This is a genomic window from Streptomyces sp. NBC_01216 (genome assembly GCF_035994945.1).
Lineage (GTDB): Bacteria > Actinomycetota > Actinomycetes > Streptomycetales > Streptomycetaceae > Streptomyces.
On sequence record NZ_CP108677.1, the window covers coordinates 1401529 to 1421695 of the forward strand.

The window sequence follows — 20167 nt, forward strand, 5'->3', positions numbered from 1 at the left end:
CAATGGTGACGCTGGGTGGCGACGGTCAGTCGCGCACCGGTGCCACGGCCTGTCCGCTGCTCTCGTAACGGCCGTCCAGTCGCGCGACCAGGCCGGTGACCTGGCGGGAGATGTCCGGGGCGGTCAGCCCGATCTCCGCCATGACCTCCTTGCGGGAGGCGTGGTCGAGGAAACGCGGCGGGATGCCGAAGTCGCGCAGCGGCACGTCCACACCGGCGTCGCGCAGAGCCTGCGCGACGGCCGAGCCGACGCCGCCGACGCGGCTGTTGTCCTCGACCGTGACCACCACGCGGTGCCGCTCGGCGAGCGGGGCGAGGGCCTCGTCGACCGGCTTGACCCAGCGCGGGTCGACGACGGTCGTCGTGATGCCCTGCTTGTCGAGGAGGCCGGCGATCTCCAGGCACATCGGCGCCAGCGCGCCGACCGAGACGAGGAGGACGTCGGGCCTGTCCGTACCCGGCTCGCGCAGGACGTCCATGCCGCCGATCCGGCGCAGCGCCGGTACGGCGGGGCCGACGGCACCCTTGGAGAAGCGCACGACGGTCGGGGCGTCGGTGACCTCGACGGCCTCGCGCAGCTGGGCGCGGACCTGGTCGGCGTCGCGTGGGGCGGCGAGCCGCAGGCCGGGGACGACCTGGAGGATCGACATGTCCCACATGCCGTTGTGGGAGGCGCCGTCGGTCCCGGTGACCCCGGCACGGTCCAGGACGAAGGTGACGCCGCACTTGTGCAGGGCCACGTCCATCAGGACCTGGTCGAAGGCGCGGTTGAGGAAAGTCGCGTAGACGGCGAAGACCGGATGGAGTCCGCCGGTGGCCAGGCCCGCCGCCGAGACGGCCGCGTGCTGCTCGGCGATGCCGACGTCGTACACACGCTCGGGGAATGCCTTGGCGAACCGGTCCAGGCCGACCGGCTGGAGCATGGCCGCGGTGATCGCGACGATGTCCTCGCGTTCCTTGCCGAGCTCGACCATCTCCTGGGCGAAGACACCGGTCCAGTCGGCGCCGGAGGAGGCGATCGGCAGGCCGGTGTCGGGGTGGATCTTGCCGACGGCGTGGAAGCGGTCGGCCTCGTCGGCGAGGGCGGGCTGGTAGCCGCGGCCCTTCTCGGTGAGGCAGTGCACGATCACCGGGCCGCCGAAGCGCTTGGCGCGCGTCAGCGCGGACTCCAGCGCCTCGATGTCGTGGCCGTCGATCGGACCGACGTACTTCAGGCCCAGGTCCTCGAACATGCCCTGCGGCGCGATGAAGTCCTTCAGGCCCTTCTTGGCGCCGTGCAGGGTCTCGTAGAGCGGCTTCCCGACGACGGGGGTGCGCTCCAGGATGTCCTTGCCGCGGGCGAGGAAGCGTTCGTAGCCGTCGGTGGTGCGCAGGGTGGCCAGGTGGTTGGCGAGGCCGCCGATGGTGGGGGCGTAGGAGCGCTCGTTGTCGTTGACGACGATGACCAGCGGGCGGTCCTTGGCGGCGGCGATGTTGTTCAGCGCCTCCCAGGCCATGCCTCCGGTCAGCGCGCCGTCGCCGATGACCGCGACGACGTGGTCGTCCTTCCGCAGGACCTCGTTGGCCTTGGCCAGGCCGTCGGCCCAGCCGAGGACGGTCGAGGCGTGCGAGTTCTCGATGACGTCGTGCTCGGACTCGGCCTGCGAGGGGTAGCCGGACAGGCCGCCCTTCATCTTGAGCTTCGAGAAGTCCTGGCGGCCGGTGAGCAGCTTGTGGACGTAGCTCTGGTGGCCGGTGTCGAAGAGGACCTTGTCCTTCGGGGAGTCGAAGACGCGGTGCAGGGCGATGGTCAGCTCGACCACACCGAGATTGGGGCCGAGGTGGCCGCCGGTCTTGGAGACGGCGTCGACGAGGAAGGTCCGGATCTCTTCGGCCAGCTGTTCCAGCTGTTCCGGGGAGAGCCGGTCCAGATCACGCGGTCCCCTGATGCGGGTCAGCAGATCCCACCCGTCGCCCACCACCACCCTTGGCGGTCGCGCTGCGCGCGGCTGTGTCACCGGGCCTCCTTGCGTTTCGAACTGTCGAGCTTGCCGATTTTGTCGAGTCTAATGTTCCGCTCCCGGCCTTGGTCAGCGGGCGGCGGGGTGAGCGTCACCCGAATGGCTGACACGCCGCAGAGCCTACGGTGCGGTACACGGATCAGGACGCGGCGGTGCCCGGCGCCGGTTCTGCGGCGCCGGGCACTGTGGGGTTCGTTACGCGAGGGCCCCGGGGCCCCGTGTCACGCGCGGCCCGCGGTCTTCTGCGTGCGGCGGGAGACCGAGTCGATCACGACGGCGGCGAGGAGCACCGCGCCGGTGATCATGTACTGGATCTCGTTGGCCATGCCGATCATGTTCAGGCCCTGCTGGATCGACTGGATGACGATCATGCCGAGGAGCGCGGACCAGACCTTGCCCCGGCCTCCGAAGAGGCTGGTGCCGCCGATGACGGCGGCGGCGATGACCAGCATCAGCGTGTTGCCGCTGCCCAGGCTCTTGGTGGCGCCGCCGGAGAGGCTCGCCACGAACAGGCCGCCGAAGGCGGCGAGCATGCCGGACAGGCCGAAGACGATGATCCGGATGCGGTCCACGTTGATGCCGGCACGGCGGGCGGCCTCGGCGTTTCCGCCGACAGCGAAGACCTGGCGGCCGAAGAGGGTCCGCCGGGCGACGAAGTCGGCGATCACGAGCACGGCGAGGAAGAGGACCAGCGCGAGCGGCAGGCCCCGGGCGCCCTGGGGCTCGTTCAGCACGTAGGCGATGACGAAGCAGAGGACCGCGACGACGGCCGTGCGGAGCACGATCTCGCTGGTGGGGCGGGCGGGCAGGTGCGCGTCCTTGCGGCGCTTGGCGTCGCGCAGCAGCGAGCCGGCGTAGGCGAGGACCGCGACGAGGGCCAGGCCGTAGGCGACGGCCTTGTCCTCGAAGTAGAACGCCGTGAGGTTCTCCACGATGGAGCCGGAGGGGGCGTTGATCGAGCCCTCCTTGCCCATCAGCCAGATCTGCAGGCCGCTCCAGCCGAGGAAGCCGGCCAGGGTCACCACGAAGGCGGGGACGCCGATCTTGGCGAAGAAGAAGCCGTGCAGCAGGCCGATGGCGAGACCGGCGACCACCGCGAGGACGACCGAGAGCAGGTCGCTCATGCCGTTGGTGACGTTGAGGACGGCCCAGACGGCCGCGCCCACGCCCGCGACCGAGCCCACGGAGAGGTCGATCTCGCCCAGGATGAGGACGAAGACGATGCCGACGGCCATGATGCCCAGGCCGGAGGAGTACACCGCGATGTTCGAGACCGAGCTCGCGGAGAGGAAGTTGCCGTTCTGCACCTGGAAGACGATCGCGATGACGATCAGGCCCAGGACGACGGGCAGCGAGCCGATTTCGCCACCGCGGATCTTGCGGGAGAACTCGGTCCAGTAGCCCTTGAGGCCCTCCTCGCGGACCAGCAGGCGCGGGTCGACGGCGGGGATCGGGGCGGCGGCCTCGGGGGCCGGCTCGGGCGCGGCCTCGGCGGTCACGGTACCGGCGGACGCCGCGGCGGTGCTGTCGGGGGTCTCGGGGGTCTTGGCGAGGTCGCTCACTTCGCGTCCTCCTTCGTGGCCGCTGCCGAGGCCGTACGGGCCTGCCGACGGGTCACGGCGTTGTCCGTGGCACCGGTGATGGCGGCGATGATCGTCTCGTGGGTGGTGTCCTTGACGTCGAAGACGCCGTTGTTGTGGCCCAGCCGCAGCACCGCGACCTTGTCCGCGACGGCCCGGACGTCGGCCATGTTGTGGCTGATGAGGATGACGCCGTGGCCGCGCTCACGCAGCCGCTCCACCAGGTCGAGCACCTGTGCGGTCTGCTCGACGCCGAGGGCGGCGGTCGGCTCGTCCAGGATGACGATCTTGGGGTCGCCGATCAGGGCGCGGGCGATGGCCACGACCTGGCGCTGACCGCCGGAGAGGGCGGCGACGGGGATACGGACGCTCGGGATGCGGATGGACAGGGTGTCCAGCAGCTCCTTGGCGCGCTTCTCCATCGCGATCTCGTCGAGGACGGACACGGAGCGCAGCTCGCTGCCGAGGAAGAGGTTGGCGACGACGTCGAGGTTGTCGCAGAGCGCCAGGTCCTGGTAGACGGTCGCGACGCCGAGGTTCTGGGAGTCGTGCGGCCTGGTGATCTGGACGGGGCGGCCGTCCCACTCGATGGTGCCCTCGTCGATCGGGTGGACACCCGAGATCGTCTTGACGAGGGTCGACTTGCCGGCGCCGTTGTCGCCGACCAGGGCGACGACCTCTCCGGCGTGGATCTCCAGTTCGACATCGGTGAGCACCTGGACGGCGCCGAATCGCTTGGAGACCCCGCGCAACGCCAGCACGGGCGTAGCGGACACGTGAATCATCTCCTTCGCCGCCTGACCGGCGGGGATGGTGGTGCAGGGGGAGCACTCGGGGTGCGAGAGGAGTCCGGCGCCCCGCCCCCGCTTGCGGGGCGTTGAACGGGGCGGGAGGCGCCGGACCGGTTCCGGCGGGCCGTCCGGGGGCGCGTGCACGGGGGACGCGCGGGGCCGGACGGCCCGGCCGGCGGCGGGTGCTACTTGATGCCCGCCGCCTCGCAGGCCGCCTTGTACTCGGCGGTGCAGATGTCGGCGGCCTTGTAGACGCCGTCGGCGATGATCGTGGACGCGATGTTGTCCTTGGTGACGACCTGCGCGTCGTACAGCTTCGCCGGGATGTCGCTGAACTCACCGGTCAGGCTGGTGACCTTGGTCGGGACCAGGTCGTCGATCTTCTCGCCCTTGAGGAGCTTGACGGCGATCTCGGCGGTGGTCTCGGCCTCCGGCTTGATCTGCTTGTAGATCGTGAAGGACTGGTCACCCGTCAGGATGCGCTGGAGACCGGCGAGCTCCGCGTCCTGGCCGCCGACCGGAACCTTGATGCCCTGCTTGGAGAGGGCCGTGATGATGCCGCCGGCCATGCCGTCGTTGGCGGAGTAGACGCCCTGGAAGCCGCCCTTGCCCAGGGAGTCGATGGCGGCACCCATCTTCTTGTTGGCCTCGTCCGGGGACCAGTCCGGGATGTCCTGCTCGTAGACGACCTTCTTGACGCCGGAGTCCAGGACGCTGTGGGCGCCCTTCTTGAACAGCGGGGCGTTCGGGTCGGTCGGCGAGCCGTTGATCATGACGACGTTGGCTTCCTTCGCCTTGTCGCCGAGCGCGGCGACCAGGCCCTCGCCCTGGAGGCGGCCGATCTTCTCGTTGTCGTACGAGACGTAGGCGGAGATCGGGCCCTCGGCCAGGCGGTCGTACGCGACGACCTTCACGCCGTCCTTCTCCGCCTGCTGCACCCAGGACTTGGTGGCCTTGTAGTCGACCGAGTCCAGGATGATGACCTTCACACCCTGCGTGACGAGCGCGTCGAACTGCTTCTTCTGCGTCTCGGTGTCCTGCGCGGCGTTGTTGTACTTGACCTCGCAGTCCGAGCACAGGGCCTTGATCTTCGCCTCGATGATCGGGCGGTCGAAGGTCTCGTAGCGCGTGGTCTTGTTCTCCGGAAGCAGCAGACCGATGGTCTTGCTGTCACCACCGCCGCCGTTGCCCGAGTCGCTGTCGCCCGCCTTGCCGCAAGCGGCGACGGAGAGAGCCATCGAGACCGCGGCCGTACCTATGACGATGCGACGCGTCATTGCGTTCATGTGAGTTGCCTCCCTGACGAGGCCGCGACGTGCGGCCGAGGTGGCACGAAGTCAACTCGGCCGCACCATCAACGTCAAGAAGTAAATTCTTAACGAGATGACAACGGTGCCTTTCGTTATCTAAGTGAAGGCAGGCTTGGAGGCGGGCGCGGAACCCGGCAGGGCACTCTCCAACAGGGTCGAATCGCCCATCTCGCTCAGTACGAGCGCCAGCGCGCCGAGTACCTCGGCGCGGCCACCCAGAGCGCCCGGGGCCAGCGACAGCTGACGGGCGGCGCTGGGGATGGCGTAGCGCGAGACGGAGTCGCGGATCGGCGCGAGGACCAGCTCACCGGCCTCCGCCAGGTCTCCGCCGAGCACCACACGGCTGGGATTCAGCAGGTTGCAGAGGTTGGCGACGCCGCTGCCGATGTGACGGCCCACGTCCGCCACCACCCGGCGGCAGCCGGGGTCCCCCTCCCGCGCCAGCTGCACGACCCGCTCCATGGTGAGATCGGGCCCGTGGCCGGGCTGGAGCAGCGGCAGGACGTAGCGGGCCGCCGTGAAGGTCTCCAGGCAGCCGCGGTTGCCGCAGCGGCAGACCGGACCGGACTCGTCCAGGGTGATGTGCCCGATCTCCCCCGCCGTGCCACCGGGCCCCCGGTAGACGCGTCCGTCGATGACGAGGCCGGCGCCGACACCGCTGGCCACCTTGATGTACGCGAGGTCCTTGACCCCGCGCCCGCTGCCCCAGACCAGCTCGCCCAGCGCGCCGAGGTTGGCGTCGTTGTCGACGTACACGGGCACGCCGAGACGGCCGGAGAGTTCGTCGGCGGGGTTGATGCCGGTCCAGCCCGGCAGGATCGACGTGGAGCCGAGCGTGCCGGAGGAGACGTCGATCGGTCCGGGTACGCCGAGCCCGACGCCGATCACCTTGCCGTGACCGATGCCGGTGGCCTCGAGGAGGCGTTTGACCAGCACCTCCGCCCGGTCGAAGCCTTCGGCGGAGGACGCGTCGACGTCCAGCGGTTCGGACTCCTCGGCGAGGACCTGATGGGCGAGGTTGCCGATCGCGACCCGCAGGTGGGTGTGGCCGAAGTCGACGCCGACGACCACGCCCGCGTCGCCGGACAGCGAGACGCTGCGGGCCCGCCGCCCGCCGGCGGAGGTCGGTGTGACCTCGACCGTTCCGCCGTCCTTCAGCTCCCGCACGATGTTGGAGACCGTGGCCGCGGACAGGCCCGTGGCACGGGCGATCTCCGCCTGGGTGAGCGACCCGGCCATGCGTACCGCACGGACGACCCGCTCGAGATTGGCCCTGTGCAGAGACGTCTGCGACCCCGGAGTCTGCATCGACTCATCCACTCCCGCCTGTGGTGGGCGGCGCGCGCACCGCCCCGGCCGGGGCGCGTCAAGAGAACCCCGGCTCCTTCTCCAACTTGTGAACTCTAAGGGGAGCCTTTCGGGGTGTTCCCCGTCAAGACCTTGAGCGAGGCAAGGCTCGGATGAGCCGCATCGTTCGGGTCACGACGAGGGACGGGCCGGGGCCCCGGCGGGATGTCCGCGGGGGCCTCGGCCCGTGTGCCCGTAGGGGCGTGAACGTCTCGGAGCGCGCCCTCGGCGGCGCGCGCCGGCTACTTCACCGCGCCGGCCGTGAGTCCGGCCACCACCTGGCGCTGGAAGACGATGTACGCGGCGAGCACCGGCAGCATCGCCATCACCAGGCCGGCGAAGAGCCCTGACCAGTCGCCCTTGTAGCCCTGGCTCACCGCGAGCTGCACCAGGCCCTGCGAGAGCACCTTCTTCTCCGGCTCGGTGTTGAGCACCGTCGGCAGCAGGTACTGGTTCCACTGGCCCAGGAAGTTGAAGATGCCCACGCTGATCAGGCCCGGCTTCGCCATCGGCAGCATGATCTGGAAGAAGGTCCTCGTGTGCGAGGCGCCGTCCACGAAGGCCGCTTCCGCCACCGAGGTCGGCAGCGTCCGGAAGAAGGCCGTGAGGAAGAAGACGGTGAACGGCAGCGAGTAGGCGATGTAGACCAGGATCAGGCCGTGCAGGGTGTTGAGCAGGGCCATGTTCTGCAGCACGTAGAACAGGGGCACCAGCGCGAGGATGACCGGGAAGCTCATCCCGCCGATGAACAGGAAGTAGACGAAGCGGTTGCCCGGGAAGTCGAAGCGGGCGAGGACGTAGGCCGCCATCGACCCGAAGAGGAGCGTGCCGATCAGCGAGCCGCCGACCACCAGGATGGTGTTCAGGAAGTAGTCGCTCATGTGCGCCTCGGTCCAGGCACGCGACCAGTTCTCGAAGTGCAGCTTGTCCGGCAGCGCCCAGGGTGAGGTGAAGATCGCGCGGTCTGTCTTGAACGAGGTCATGACCGCCCACAGCAGCGGCATCACCACCATGATCGCCCAGATGATCAGCACACCGTGGGAGAAGACGTTGAGGGTCGCCCCCTCGCGCCTGCCCCTGTCGCGGGGCGCGGGCGCCGCGGACTTCCGGGGCAGCGACGCGCCTCCGGCCTCGCGCGGTCCGGGCAGGTCTCCGGTGCCGGTGGACGGGGTGTCGGTGGTCTTCATCTAGTACTCCAGCCGCTCGCGCCGGCCGAACCGCATCACGACCGCCGCGAAGGCCAGCGTGACGACGAGCAGCGCGACGCCGATCGTTGTGGCGTAGGCGGCCTGACCGTCCCGGAAGGCCTTCTGGTAGACGTACAGCGGCATGACGATGGTGGAGTAGTCCGGTCCACCGCCGTTGGGGCCGACCGTCATGATCTGGACGACGGCGAAGGACTCCGCGCCGAGCGCCAGGATGCCCATGTAGATCCAGCCGGACTGCACGGTGTCCCAGAGCAGCGGCAGGGTGATCTTGAAGAAGGTGGTGAACCGGTTCGCGCCGTCGAGCAGCGCCGCCTCGTAGAAGTCCTTCGGGATGGATGCCATGCCCGCCGAGAAGAGGACCACGAAGAAGCCGACCGTGGACCAGACGAGGACGATCATCACGCAGATGAGGGCGAGGTCCGGGTCACCCAGCCAGTCGGGCTGGACGCTGCCGAGACCGACGCCCTTGAGCACCGAGTTGATCGCGCCGCTGTTCGGGTTGTAGGCGAACTGGAAGAGGAGCGCGACGATCGCGATCGACAGGACCTGCGGAAAGAAGTACACGATCTTGTAGAAGGCGGAGCCCCGGACACCGGCGACGGCCGCTCCCCCGCGGCGCCGGCCGCCGACGTTGAGCATGAACGCGAAGAACAGCGCCAGGCCGACGGTGACCAGCGGCAGCACGACCGCCAGCGTCAGACTGTGCTGGAGCGACTTCCAGAAGATCTCGTCGTCCAGCAGGCGGCTGTAGTTGTCGAACCCGACCATCCGGAACTCGGGGCTGAGTCCGCTCCAGTCCGTGAACGAGTAGTAGATGGACTGGATGAACGGCCATATGACGAACAGCACGTACAGGGCCAGGGGGGCCGCCAGGAACCCCACGATGAAGCGGTACTTGCCGTGTTGCATTCCTACCGACCCCGATCCTCCCGCGGTCAAGCCGCTGGTGCCGTGCGTGGCGCGTGTGCCGGACGCGAGGGGCCGGGGCCCGCTCCCGGTCGGCGGGAAGGGGCCCCGGCACAGCTCACTGGTGCTTGTAGTGCTTGATCGAGGAGTCCTTGGCCGCCTCGTCGGCGTACTTCTGGATCTTCTTGATCGTCTCGGCCGGGGTCGCGCGGCCGGCCATCATCTCGCCGAGGCCGGCGACGCCGATCTTCTCCTTCTGCAGCGCCACGTACCAGTCCTGCAGACGCGGGTTGACGACGTTCTGTCCGGCCTTGTCGAGGGCCGCCACACCGGACTTCAGACCCGGGGTCAGGTCGATGCCGTCGGTGCCGCCGTTGAACGCGGTCAGCGACTTCACGGACTGGGTGAAGTTCTTCGAGGATGCCTCGCTCAGCATGATGCGCAGCTGCTCCATGCCGCCCTCGACGTTCTTCGCCTTCGCGGGCACGATGAAGGGCTCGCCGCCGGAGGCCCAGATGGTGCCGAAGGGCATCTTGTCGGAGGAGTCGATGCCGGTCGGTCCCGACACCGCGAGGTCGAAGTCCGCCGGCATGGTCTTCGCCGCCTCGTTCTCCACCCAGGAACCGTTCGGGATGAAGAGGGCCTTGCCCTCGGTCCAGGCGGTCTGCGACTGGATGTGGTCGAGACCCGGGGTGCCCTGGAGGATGTAGCCCTTCCGCTGGAGCTCGTAGTATGCCTCGAAACACGCCTTGACCGCGGGGTGCTCCCAGGCCTTCGGCTCCAGGTTGTCGATCGCGTCCAGGACCTCGCGGCCACCGACCTTGGCGATCATCGGGTAGAGCGAGAAGGGGATGTAGTACGGGTGCTTGCCCGCGTAGGTCCAGCCCGCGATGCCCTTCTTCTTGGCCTTCTCGCAGACGGCCAGCATCTCGTCCCAGGTCTCGGGGTACTTCGCGTCGAGCGAGTCGAGCAGCTTCTGCGAGTACCAGACGCCGTAGACGGTGTACGCGTAGTACATGATCCAGACCGGGTCGCCGTCGAACTGGCCCATCTCCACGATGCCCGGACGGAGGGTGTCGCGGACCTTCTTGCTCGGGTCGTCGATGGAGGCGGCGTCCAGCAGCGGGGTGAGATCGGCCAGCTGCTTCTGGCCGACGAGGACACCCATGTCCATCTGCTCGGCACCGGAGTTGTCGATCAGGTCCGGCGGGTTGCCGCCGTTGAAGCGCGGCTGCAGCTCCGTGGTGATCTTCTGGGTGGCCGCGAACTTGACTTTCGCCTTGGGGTAGTTGGCCTCGTAGACCTTCACCGCGTCCTTGGCGTAGTCCTGGCCGAAGCCGCCGTCGAAGAGGACGAAGTCCAGCGGCGCCGACTCGTTCACGCCGAGTGGGTTCTTGTCGGACTTGGTCCCCTTCTCGACCTTGTCGTTGCTCCCGCCGTCACTGCTCGCGCAGGCCGACAGGAAGCTCATGGTGGGTACCGAGATCAGGCCGAGCGCGGCGGAGCGCTTGATCAGATCGCGGCGGCCGAGGCCCACGTTGTTGTGCGCGGAGGTGGATCCCATGCTCAAGTCCTCGCTTTCATTCAGGACTCAGGCGGTGTACCGGTCGCCCGTACTCTCGCCTCAGGCGAAGGGCCCCGCCACCGCATGCCGATGCAGCTTGGGTCGTGCAGTCGTCTCGCGAAGTGCCGCGCGTGCGGCGTCGTGCAGTCGTCGTGCGTACCTCACCCGGCCGTCGGCGTCACCGACCGGTCCGGACGCCGACAGGTATAGTCCACTTTCCGTCAACTGAGCAAGATCGGGACCGGGTTTGAGCGGCAGTCTTTCCCGAGTTGAGACCTCGGGGGTATCCGCGCCGCATCTGCACCGGTTCCTCCCTCGCGTTGCCGCGAACACCCTTGACACCGGGCCCCACTTGGACCACTACTGGTTCCTGCGCCTTGAGTTGACAACGTTGTCTAACTACTGCAGCGGGAGTGACGACACGGTATGCAGGCCCGAATTCGCACCGGATCGAGAGCCCGACAGGCACGTCTTCCAGCAGCCGCCCTCCTGGCGACCGCCGCCCTTCTCCTGGCGGCGACCCCCTCCACATCCCTCGCGCTCCCGGCCCGGCCGGGGAAGCCGGACAGGGAGTTCTCCACCTCCTTCGAAGCCGACGAGACGCCTCCGACGTGGCGCGACACCGTCGACGTCGGCAAGGACGGCACCCCGAGGACCTCCGGGGTCGACGGCGGCTTCGCCACCGGAATCCCGGGCAACGTCACCGACCGGGTGACCGAGGTGCGCGCCAGCGGCGAGAACGCCCCTTCGGGTGAGACCAAGGAGAACCTGGTCGACCTCCAGAGCTCCACCAAATGGCTGGTGTTCGAGCCGACGGCCTGGCTCGAGTTCGACCTGGACGCGCCCGTCAAGGTCGTCACCTACGCGCTGACGTCGGCCAATGACGCCGCCGAGCGCGATCCGCGCGACTGGACCCTGAAGGGCTCGTCCGACGGCGCCGAGTGGAAGGTCCTCGACACCCGTGAGGACCAGGTCTTCGCGAAACGCTTCGAGACGAGGACGTACGACTTCGCGAACGACACGGCCTACGCGCACTACCGGCTGGAGATCACCGAGAACGGCGGCGCGGGCCTCACCCAGCTCGCCGACGTCCAGTTCTCGAACGGGGACGCCACCGCCCCCGTACCGAAGGACATGCGCAGCCGGGTCGACCGCGGACCCGGCGGCTCCCCCACCGCCAAGGCCAACGCCGGCTTCACGGGCACCCGGGCGCTGCGCTACGCCGGTACGCACCAGGCGGCCGGCCGGGCGTACTCGTACAACAAGGTCTTCGACGTGAACACGGCCGTCGTCCGGAACACCGAGCTGTCCTACCGGATCTTCCCCGCCATGGCCGAGACCGACCTCGGCTACCCGGCCACGAACGTGTCGGTGGACCTCGCCTTCACCGACGGCAGTTACCTGAGCGAGCTGCGGGCCACCGACGCGCACGGCGGCCCGCTCACTCCGCAGGGCCAGGGCGCGGCCAAGCGCCTCTACGTCAACCAGTGGAACCAGGTCACCGCCTCGATCGGTTCGGTCGCGGCCGGCAGGACGGTGGACCGGATCCTGGTGGCGTACGACTCCCCCCGGGGGCCGGCGAAGTTCCAGGGCTGGATCGACGACATCTCCCTGCGGCCGAAGGCTCCCGAGAAGCGGCGGGAACGGCTGTCGGACTACGCCTCGACGACCCGCGGCACCCACTCCAGCGGCTCGTTCTCGCGCGGCAACACCTTCCCCGCGACCGCGGTCCCGCACGGCTTCAACTTCTGGACGCCGGTTACCAACGCCGCGTCCAAGGGCTGGCTGTACGAGTACGCGCGCGGCAACAACGCCGACAACCTGCCGACCCTGCAGGCGTTCGCGGCGAGCCACGAGCCGAGCCCCTGGATGGGCGACCGGCAGACCTTCCAGGTGATGCCCTCGGCGGCGGCCGGCGTCCCGGAGACGGACCGGTCCGCGCGGGCCCTGGCCTTCCGGCACGAGAAGGAGACCGCCCGACCGCACTACTACGGCGTCACCTTCGAGAACGGCCTCAAGGCCGAGATGGCCCCGGCCGACCACGCCGCCGCGATGCGCTTCCGCTTTCCGGGCAGGGACGCGAGCGTCGTCTTCGACAACGTCACGCGGGAGGGCGGTCTGACCCTGGACGCGGCGGCCTCCTCCTTCACCGGCTACTCCGACGTGCGGAGCGGACTGTCCGCGGGCGCCACCCGGATGTTCGTGTACGGCGTCTTCGACGCGCCGGTCCTCTCCTCGGCGGCCGAGGGCGTGAAGGGCTACTTCCGCTTCGACCCGGGCGCCGGGCGGACCGTGACCCTGCGGCTGGCGACGTCACTGATCTCCGTCGACCAGGCCAAGGCGAACCTCGCGGACGAGATTCCGGCGGGCACCTCCTTCGAACGGGTCCGGGGCCGGGCGCAGGACGCCTGGGACGCGGTCCTGGAGCGGGTGGAGGTCGAGGGCGCGACCCACGACCAGCTGGTGACCCTCTACTCCAGCCTCTACCGGCTGTACCTCTACCCCAACTCCGGTTTCGAGAAGGCCGGTTCCCGGCACGTGTACGCCAGCCCCTTCTCACCCGGGACGGGCCCGGACACCCCGACCCGGACGGGCGCGAAGATCGTCGACGGGAAGGTGTACGTCAACAACGGCTTCTGGGACACCTACCGGACGACGTGGCCCGCCTACTCCTTCCTCACCCCGAGGAAGGCGGGGGAACTGGTCGACGGCTTCGTCCAGCAGTACAAGGACGGCGGCTGGATCTCCCGCTGGTCCTCCCCTGGCTACGCGGACCTGATGACCGGCACCTCCTCCGACGTGGCCTTCGCCGACGCCTTCGTCAAGGGCGTGGACTTCGACGCGGAGGCGGCGTACGAGGCCGCGCTGAAGAACGCGACCGTGGTGCCGCCGAGCGGCGGCGTAGGACGCAAGGGCATGGAAACCTCGCCGTTCCTCGGCTACACCTCCACCGCGACCCACGAGGGCCTTTCCTGGTCTCTGGAGGGGTACCTCAACGACTACGGCATCGCGAAGATGGGCCGCGCGCTCTACGAGAAGACCGGCAAGAAGCGTTACCGGGAGGAGTCGGCGTACTTCCTCGACCGGGCGCGCTCCTACGTCTCCCTCTTCGACCCCGAGGCCGGCTTCTTCCAGGGCCGCGACGCCACCGGCGCCTGGCGGGTGCCGTCGGCCTCGTACGACCCGCGGATCTGGGGCCACGACTACACCGAGACCAACGGCTGGGGCTACGCCTTCACCGCCCCGCAGGACTCGCGGGGCCTCGCCGGCCTGTACGGAGGCCGCGCGGGCCTGGCGAAGAAGCTCGACGCCTACTTCTCGACGCCGGAGACGGCGAGCCCGGAGTTCGTCGGCTCCTACGGCAGCGTCATCCACGAGATGACCGAGGCGCGGGACGTCCGGATGGGCATGTACGGCCACTCCAACCAGGTCGCGCATCACGTGCCGTACATGTACGACGCGGCCGGGCAGCCGTGGAAGACGGCTTCGAAAGTGCGTGAGGTGCTGTCCCGGCTCTACACCGGCAGCGAGATCGGCCAGGGCTACCACGGCGACGAGGACAACGGCGAGCAGTCGGCCTGGTTCCTCTTCTCGGCGCTCGGCTTCTACCCGCTGGTGATGGGCAGCGGGGAGTACGCGATCGGTTCGCCGCTCTTCACGAAGGCGACCGTCCGGATGGACAACGGACGCACACTGGTCGTGGAGGCCCCGCGCAACAGCGCCCGCAACATCTACGTCCAGGGCGTGCGGCTGAACGGCAAGCGGTGGAACTCCACCGCCCTGCCGCACGAGCTGCTCGCCCGCGGCGGCACGCTGAGGTTCGACATGGGGCCGAGGCCCTCGGCCTGGGGCACGGGTGCCACGGCGGGACCGGTCTCGATCACGAAGGACGACCAGGTGCCGGTCCCGCGTGCGGACCTGGTGAAGGGCGCGGGGCCCCTGTTCGACGACACCTCGGCGACGGCGGGGCCGGTGACCGGCGCGGTCGGCCTGCCCGTGGCCGGACGGGTGAAGGCGGTCCAGTACACGCTGACCTCGCCGGCGGACCGGGCGAAGGCGCCGGCGGGCTGGGTGCTCCAGGGCTCCGCGGACGGGGTGGCCTGGAAGGACCTGGACCGGCGGGGCGGCGAGACCTTCGCCTGGGCGCGGCAGACCCGGGTGTTCTCGGTGCACGCGCCGCGCCCGTACGCGAAATACCGTCTGGTGCTGTCGGGTTCGGGCGGTGAGCTGGCGGAGGTCCAGCTGCTCGGCTGACCGGGCCGCTCCGGAACACGGCAAGGGCCCTCTCCCCCGGGCGGGGAGAGGGCCCTTGCCGTGTTCCGGTCCCGCGGCGGTCAGCCGCGGACGCCGGTTCAGCCGCGGATCAGGTTCCGCAGCACGTACTGCATGATGCCGCCGTTGCGGTAGTAGTCCGCCTCACCGGGGGTGTCGATGCGGACGACCGCGTCGAACTCGACACCGGTGTCGGTGGTGACCTTGACCGTGCTAGGGGTGGTGCCCTCGTTCAGCTCGGTGATACCGGCGATGGAGAAGGTCTCCTCACCGGTCAGGCCGAGCGAGTCGGCCGACTGGCCGGCCGGGAACTGCAGCGGCAGGACGCCCATGCCGATGAGGTTCGAGCGGTGGATGCGCTCGTACGACTCGGTGATGACGGCCTTGACGCCGAGGAGCGCGGTGCCCTTGGCCGCCCAGTCACGGGACGAGCCGGAGCCGTACTCCTTGCCGCCCAGGATCACCAGCGGGGTGCCGGCGGCCTGGTAGTTCCGCGAGGCGTCGTAGATGAAGGAGACCGGGCCGCCGTCCTGCGTGAAGTCACGCGTGAAGCCGCCCTCGGTGCCCGGCGCGATCTGGTTGCGCAGGCGGATGTTGGCGAACGTGCCGCGGATCATGACCTCGTGGTTGCCACGGCGCGAGCCGTAGGAGTTGAAGTCACGACGCTCCACACCGTGCTCGGTGAGGTACTGGCCGGCCGGGGTGTCGGCCTTGATGGCACCGGCCGGGGAGATGTGGTCGGTGGTGACCGAGTCGCCCAGCTTCGCCAGCACGCGGGCGCCGGTGATGTCGGCGACCGGGGTGGTCTCCATCGTCATGCCCTCGAAGTACGGGGGCTTGCGGACGTAGGTGGACTCGGCGTCCCACTCGAAGGTGTTGCCGGTCGGGATCGGGAGCGCCTGCCACTGGGCGTCGCCCGCGAACACGTCCTGGTAGGACTTGGAGAACATGTCCTCGCCGATGGCGTTGGCGACGACGTCGTTGACCTCGGCCTCGGAGGGCCAGATGTCGGCCAGGTAGACCGGCTTGCCGTCGGTGTCGGTGCCGAGGGCGTCCTTGGTGATGTCCACCTTCATGGAGCCCGCGAGGGCGTAGGCGACGACCAGCGGCGGGGAGGCCAGGTAGTTCATCTTGACGTCGGGGTTGATGCGCCCCTCGAAGTTCCGGTTGCCCGAGAGTACCGAGGTCACGGCCAGGTCGTGCTCGTTGACGGCCTTGGAGACCTCCTCCGGCAGCGGGCCGGAGTTGCCGATGCAGGTGGTGCAGCCGTAGCCGACGAGGTTGAAGCCGACCTTGTCGAGGTAAGGGGTCAGACCCGCCTTGTCGAAGTAGTCGGTGACGACCTTCGAGCCCGGGGCGAGGGTGGTCTTGACCCACGGCTTGCGGGTCAGGCCCTTCTCCACGGCCTTCTTCGCGACGAGCGCGGCGGCGACCATGACGTACGGGTTCGAGGTGTTGGTGCAGGAGGTGATCGCGGCGACGGTGACGGCGCCGTGGTCGATCTCGTACGTCGAGCCGTCGGGGGCGGTGACCGTGACGGGCTTCGACGGCGCGCCGTCGGGGTGGTTCGCCGGGGCGTCGGAGGCCGGGAAGGACTCCTTGCCCGCCTCGTCGACCTCGTCCACGTAGTTGCGGACGTCCAGGGCGAACTGCGTGGCGGCCTCGGCGAGGACGATGCGGTCCTGCGGGCGCTTCGGGCCGGCGATCGACGGAACGACCGTGGAGAGGTCGAGCTCCAGCTTCTCGGAGAAGTCGGGCTCGGCGGCCGGGTCGAGCCAGAGGCCCTGCTCCTTGGCGTACGCCTCGACGAGCGCGACCTGCTGCTCGGAGCGGCCGGTGAGCTTGAGGTAGTTCAGGGTCTCGCCGTCGATCGGGAAGATGGCGGCGGTGGAGCCGAACTCCGGCGACATGTTGCCGATGGTGGCGCGGTTGGCGAGCGAGGTGGCGGCGACGCCCTCACCGTAGAACTCGACGAACTTGCCGACGACGCCATGCTTGCGCAGCATCTCGGTGATGGTGAGCACGAGGTCGGTGGCGGTCGTGCCGGCCGGGAGTTCGCCGGTCAGCTTGAAGCCGACGACGCGCGGGATGAGCATCGAGACCGGCTGGCCGAGCATGGCGGCCTCGGCCTCGATACCGCCGACGCCCCAGCCCAGCACACCGAGGCCGTTGACCATGGTGGTGTGCGAGTCGGTGCCGACCAGGGTGTCGGGGTACGCCTGCCCGCCCCGGACCATGACGGTGCGGGCCAGGTGCTCGATGTTCACCTGGTGGACGATGCCCGTGCCGGGCGGGACGACCTTGAAGTCGTCGAAGGCGGTCTGGCCCCAGCGCAGGAACTGGTAGCGCTCGCGGTTGCGGCCGTACTCCAGCTCGACGTTCTGCGCGAACGCGTCGTGGGTGCCGAACTTGTCGGCGATGACGGAGTGGTCGATGACCATCTCGGCCGGGGACAGCGGGTTGATCTTCGCCGGGTCACCGCCGAGCGCCGCGACGGCCTCGCGCATGGTGGCGAGGTCGACGACACAGGGGACACCGGTGAAGTCCTGCATGATCACGCGGGCCGGCGTGAACTGGATCTCCTGGCTCGGCTGAGCCTGCGAGTCCCAGTCGCCGAGCGCACGGATGTGGTCGGCGGTGATGTTCGCGCCGTCCTCGGTGCGGAGCAGGTTCTCCAGCAGCACCTTCAGGCTGTAGGGGAGGCGAGCCGAGCCCGCCACCTTGTCCAGCTTGAAGATCTCGTACGACTCGTCGCCCACCTGCAGCGTGCTGCGGGCGTCGAAGCTGTTCGCCGACACGACAGTCTCCTTCATCAATGTGCGCGTTCTACCGCCATGCTGCCGCCACGACTCCTCGCCGGTCCGCTAAGGTAAGGCTTAGTTAGGTAACCCTTACCGGATGGGCGGCTGCGGTGCGCCAGGCAGTTATCTCGATGTCGAGATAACTCTAGTGCATCCCGGTCGCTCGGTCATGCCCGGCATGCGTGTCCGTTGTCATCCGACCCGGGCGTCTGTCGCGACGGACACCCGGGCCGGACGCCCCTCAGGGGTCACACGAGAGGGACCCCTGAGGGGAGGCGCGCCACGACGGGACCCCGGCCGCACCCCCGCCGACCGGGAGGACGTCCGGCATCGCGACCGAGGCCGGAGGGACCCTGCCCCCGGACGGGCCGCGCACGCACCCGAACGGACCCACCGCGATGGCGCCCACCCTCGATACGGCCCAGGATCGTGACGTGTTCAGTGGAAGGCGGGCGGGGCGGGAGGGTGGCGCCGGGACAGGAGGCGACCACACCGCACGGGGAGCTCACGGGGTGTCAGCGACACGCCCGACCTCAGGGCCGACCGGAACTCCCGCACCGGGCGAGGCCCGAGACCGCTCACGCGCGACCCGCCACCCAGACGGCGCACCCCACGACAGCCTCATCTCATATCTGAGATAACGTGACGCCATGGCAGACGACTACCTCGTACGCATCGGCAAGCTCATCCGTGACGCCCGCCAGCACCGTGGCTGGACACAGACGCAGCTCGCCGAAGCCCTGGCCACGAGCCAGAGCGCCGTCAACCGGATCGAGCGCGGCAATCAGAACATCAGCCTTGAGATGATCGCCCGCATCGGAGAGGCCCTCGACAGCGAGATCGTGTCCCTGGGATACGCCGGCCCGATGCATCTGCGCGTCGTCGGCCGACGGCGGCTGTCCGGCGCCATCGACGTCAAGACGAGCAAGAACGCCTGTGTCGCGCTGCTGTGCGGCTCACTCCTCAACAAGGGGCGCACGGTACTGCGCCGGGTGGCCCGCATCGAGGAGGTGTTCCGCCTCCTGGAGGTCCTCAACTCCATCGGCGTCCGCACCCGCTGGATCAACGACGGTGTCGACCTCGAGATCGTGCCGCCCGCCGAGCTGGACATGGAGTCCATCGACGCGGAGGCGGCGATCCGCACCCGGTCGATCATCATGTTCCTCGGCCCGCTGCTGCACCGCCTCGACCGCTTCAGACTGCCGTACGCGGGCGGCTGCGACCTCGGCACCCGCACGATCGAACCCCACATGATCGCGCTGCGCCGCTTCGGCCTCGACATCACCGCCACCGAGGGCCTGTACCACGCCCAGGTCGAGCCGGCCGTCTCGCCCGACCGTCCGATCGTGCTGACCGAGCGCGGTGACACCGTGACCGAGAACGCGCTGCTCGCCGCCGCGCGCAACAACGGCGTCACCGTCATCCGCAACGCCTCCTCCAACTACATGGTCCAGGACCTCTGCTTCTTCCTGGAGGCACTCGGCGTCCGCGTCGAGGGCATCGGCACGACCACGCTCACCGTCCACGGAGTGCCGCGGATCGACGTGGACGTCGACTACTCCCCCTCCGAGGACCCGGTCGAGGCGATGAGCCTGGTGGCCGCGGCTGTCGTCACCGAGTCGGAACTGACGATCCGCCGTGTCCCCATCGAGTTCATGGAGATCGAGCTCGCGGTTCTGGAGGAGATGGGACTCGACCACGACCGCTCGCCCGAGTACGCCGCCGACAACGGCCGGACACGCCTGGTCGACCTGACGGTCCGCCCCTCCAAACTGGAGGCGCCGATCGACAAGATCCACCCGATGCCGTTCCCCGGCCTGAACATCGACAACGTGCCGTTCTTCGCGGCCATCGCGGCGACCGCCCAGGGCAAGACCCTCATCCACGACTGGGTCTACGACAACCGGGCGATCTACCTCACCGACCTCAACCGCCTCGGCGGCCGGCTGCAACTCCTCGACCCGCACCGCGTCCTGGTCGAGGGCCCGACCCGCTGGCGCGCCGCGGAGATGATGTGCCCGCCCGCACTGCGCCCGGCGGTGGTCGTGCTGCTGGCGATGATGGCGGCGGAGGGCACGTCGGTGCTGCGCAACGTGTACGTCATCAACCGGGGGTACGAGGAGCTGGCCGAGCGGCTGAACTCGGTGGGCGCGCAGATCGAGATCTTCCGCGACATTTGATGCGCGGATGCCGCCGCATCCCGTCTGACCTGCGATGAAGCGGGTCAGGGAGGGGTGCGGCGGCATCCGTGGGACTTCTCTGGGACTTTGGGCTGGTGTCGGGCTCCTACGGGCCGCTCTGCCGGACCGCCGCCCTCACGCCGAGGCTACGCGAAGAGCGCGTCGATGGCGGCGCTTCCCCGTGCGCCCGCGCGGGGCAGGAAGTGGGA

General features: G+C 69.2%; 11 protein-coding genes. 2 read left to right on the forward strand and 9 right to left on the reverse strand.

Annotated elements, in window-relative coordinates; translation table 11 throughout:
- Positions 1-25: 25 nt before the first annotated feature.
- The 8 genes from dxs to ngcE form a co-directional block, all read right to left on the reverse strand.
- Positions 26-1957, reverse strand: a complete 1932-nt coding sequence (gene dxs, locus OG393_RS06010; RefSeq protein WP_327378324.1) for a 1-deoxy-D-xylulose-5-phosphate synthase — start codon at positions 1955-1957, stop codon at positions 26-28.
- Between the two features lie 263 nt (positions 1958-2220).
- On the reverse strand, positions 2221-3561 hold the full coding sequence (locus OG393_RS06015; RefSeq protein ID WP_442817265.1) for a sugar ABC transporter permease: 1341 nt from the start codon (positions 3559-3561) through the stop codon (positions 2221-2223).
- Entirely contained in the window at positions 3558-4364 is an 807-nt protein-coding gene (locus tag OG393_RS06020; RefSeq protein WP_327373574.1) for an ATP-binding cassette domain-containing protein, read from the reverse strand. The genes OG393_RS06015 and OG393_RS06020 overlap by 4 nt, the downstream gene beginning before the upstream one ends.
- A 191-nt stretch (positions 4365-4555) precedes the next feature.
- Positions 4556-5656, reverse strand: a complete 1101-nt coding sequence (locus OG393_RS06025) for a sugar ABC transporter substrate-binding protein (protein WP_442817266.1) — start codon at positions 5654-5656, stop codon at positions 4556-4558.
- Between the two features lie 120 nt (positions 5657-5776).
- Positions 5777-6988: an ROK family transcriptional regulator gene (locus OG393_RS06030; RefSeq protein WP_327373575.1), complete on the reverse strand. Its 1212-nt coding sequence runs from the start codon at positions 6986-6988 to the stop codon at positions 5777-5779.
- A 281-nt stretch (positions 6989-7269) separates the two neighbouring features.
- Positions 7270-8214, reverse strand: coding sequence for a carbohydrate ABC transporter permease (locus tag OG393_RS06035; protein ID WP_327373576.1), 945 nt, complete (start codon positions 8212-8214; stop codon positions 7270-7272).
- Positions 8215-9144, reverse strand: a complete 930-nt coding sequence (locus OG393_RS06040) for a carbohydrate ABC transporter permease (protein WP_327373577.1) — start codon at positions 9142-9144, stop codon at positions 8215-8217.
- 115 nt (positions 9145-9259) lie between these two features.
- Positions 9260-10705: an N-acetylglucosamine/diacetylchitobiose ABC transporter substrate-binding protein gene (gene ngcE / locus OG393_RS06045; RefSeq protein WP_327373578.1), complete on the reverse strand. Its 1446-nt coding sequence runs from the start codon at positions 10703-10705 to the stop codon at positions 9260-9262.
- A gap of 426 nt (positions 10706-11131) precedes the next feature.
- Between ngcE and OG393_RS06050 the strand changes: the two genes are divergently transcribed.
- Positions 11132-14959: a GH92 family glycosyl hydrolase gene (locus OG393_RS06050; RefSeq protein WP_327373579.1), complete on the forward strand. Its 3828-nt coding sequence runs from the start codon at positions 11132-11134 to the stop codon at positions 14957-14959.
- Between the two features lie 98 nt (positions 14960-15057).
- Here OG393_RS06050 and acnA read toward each other — a convergent pair whose 3' ends face one another.
- Positions 15058-17775 carry an aconitate hydratase AcnA gene (acnA, locus tag OG393_RS06055; protein WP_327373580.1) on the reverse strand — a complete coding sequence of 906 codons (2718 nt, stop codon included), beginning with the start codon at positions 17773-17775 and terminating at the stop codon, positions 15058-15060.
- A 653-nt stretch (positions 17776-18428) separates the two neighbouring features.
- Here acnA and OG393_RS06060 point away from each other — a divergent pair.
- Positions 18429-19958 (forward strand): helix-turn-helix domain-containing protein, encoded by a 1530-nt coding sequence (locus OG393_RS06060; protein ID WP_327373581.1) that lies wholly within the window; start codon positions 18429-18431, stop codon positions 19956-19958.
- The last annotated feature ends 209 nt before the right edge of the window (positions 19959-20167 follow it).

Excerpts from the sequence above, each read along its gene's own strand:
- OG393_RS06050 (WP_327373579.1), top strand. The coding sequence starts at position 11,132 with ATGCAGGCCCGAATTCGCACCGGATCGAGAGCCCGACAGGCACGTCTT.
- OG393_RS06020 (WP_327373574.1), bottom strand. The coding sequence starts at position 4,364 with ATGATTCACGTGTCCGCTACGCCCGTGCTGGCGTTGCGCGGGGTCTCC.
- ngcE (WP_327373578.1), bottom strand. The coding sequence starts at position 10,705 with ATGGGATCCACCTCCGCGCACAACAACGTGGGCCTCGGCCGCCGCGAT.
- OG393_RS06030 (WP_327373575.1), bottom strand. The coding sequence starts at position 6,988 with ATGCAGACTCCGGGGTCGCAGACGTCTCTGCACAGGGCCAATCTCGAG.
- OG393_RS06040 (WP_327373577.1), bottom strand. The coding sequence starts at position 9,144 with ATGCAACACGGCAAGTACCGCTTCATCGTGGGGTTCCTGGCGGCCCCC.
- OG393_RS06035 (WP_327373576.1), bottom strand. The coding sequence starts at position 8,214 with ATGAAGACCACCGACACCCCGTCCACCGGCACCGGAGACCTGCCCGGA.
- OG393_RS06025 (WP_442817266.1), bottom strand. The coding sequence starts at position 5,656 with ATGAACGCAATGACGCGTCGCATCGTCATAGGTACGGCCGCGGTCTCG.
- OG393_RS06060 (WP_327373581.1), top strand. The coding sequence starts at position 18,429 with ATGGCAGACGACTACCTCGTACGCATCGGCAAGCTCATCCGTGACGCC.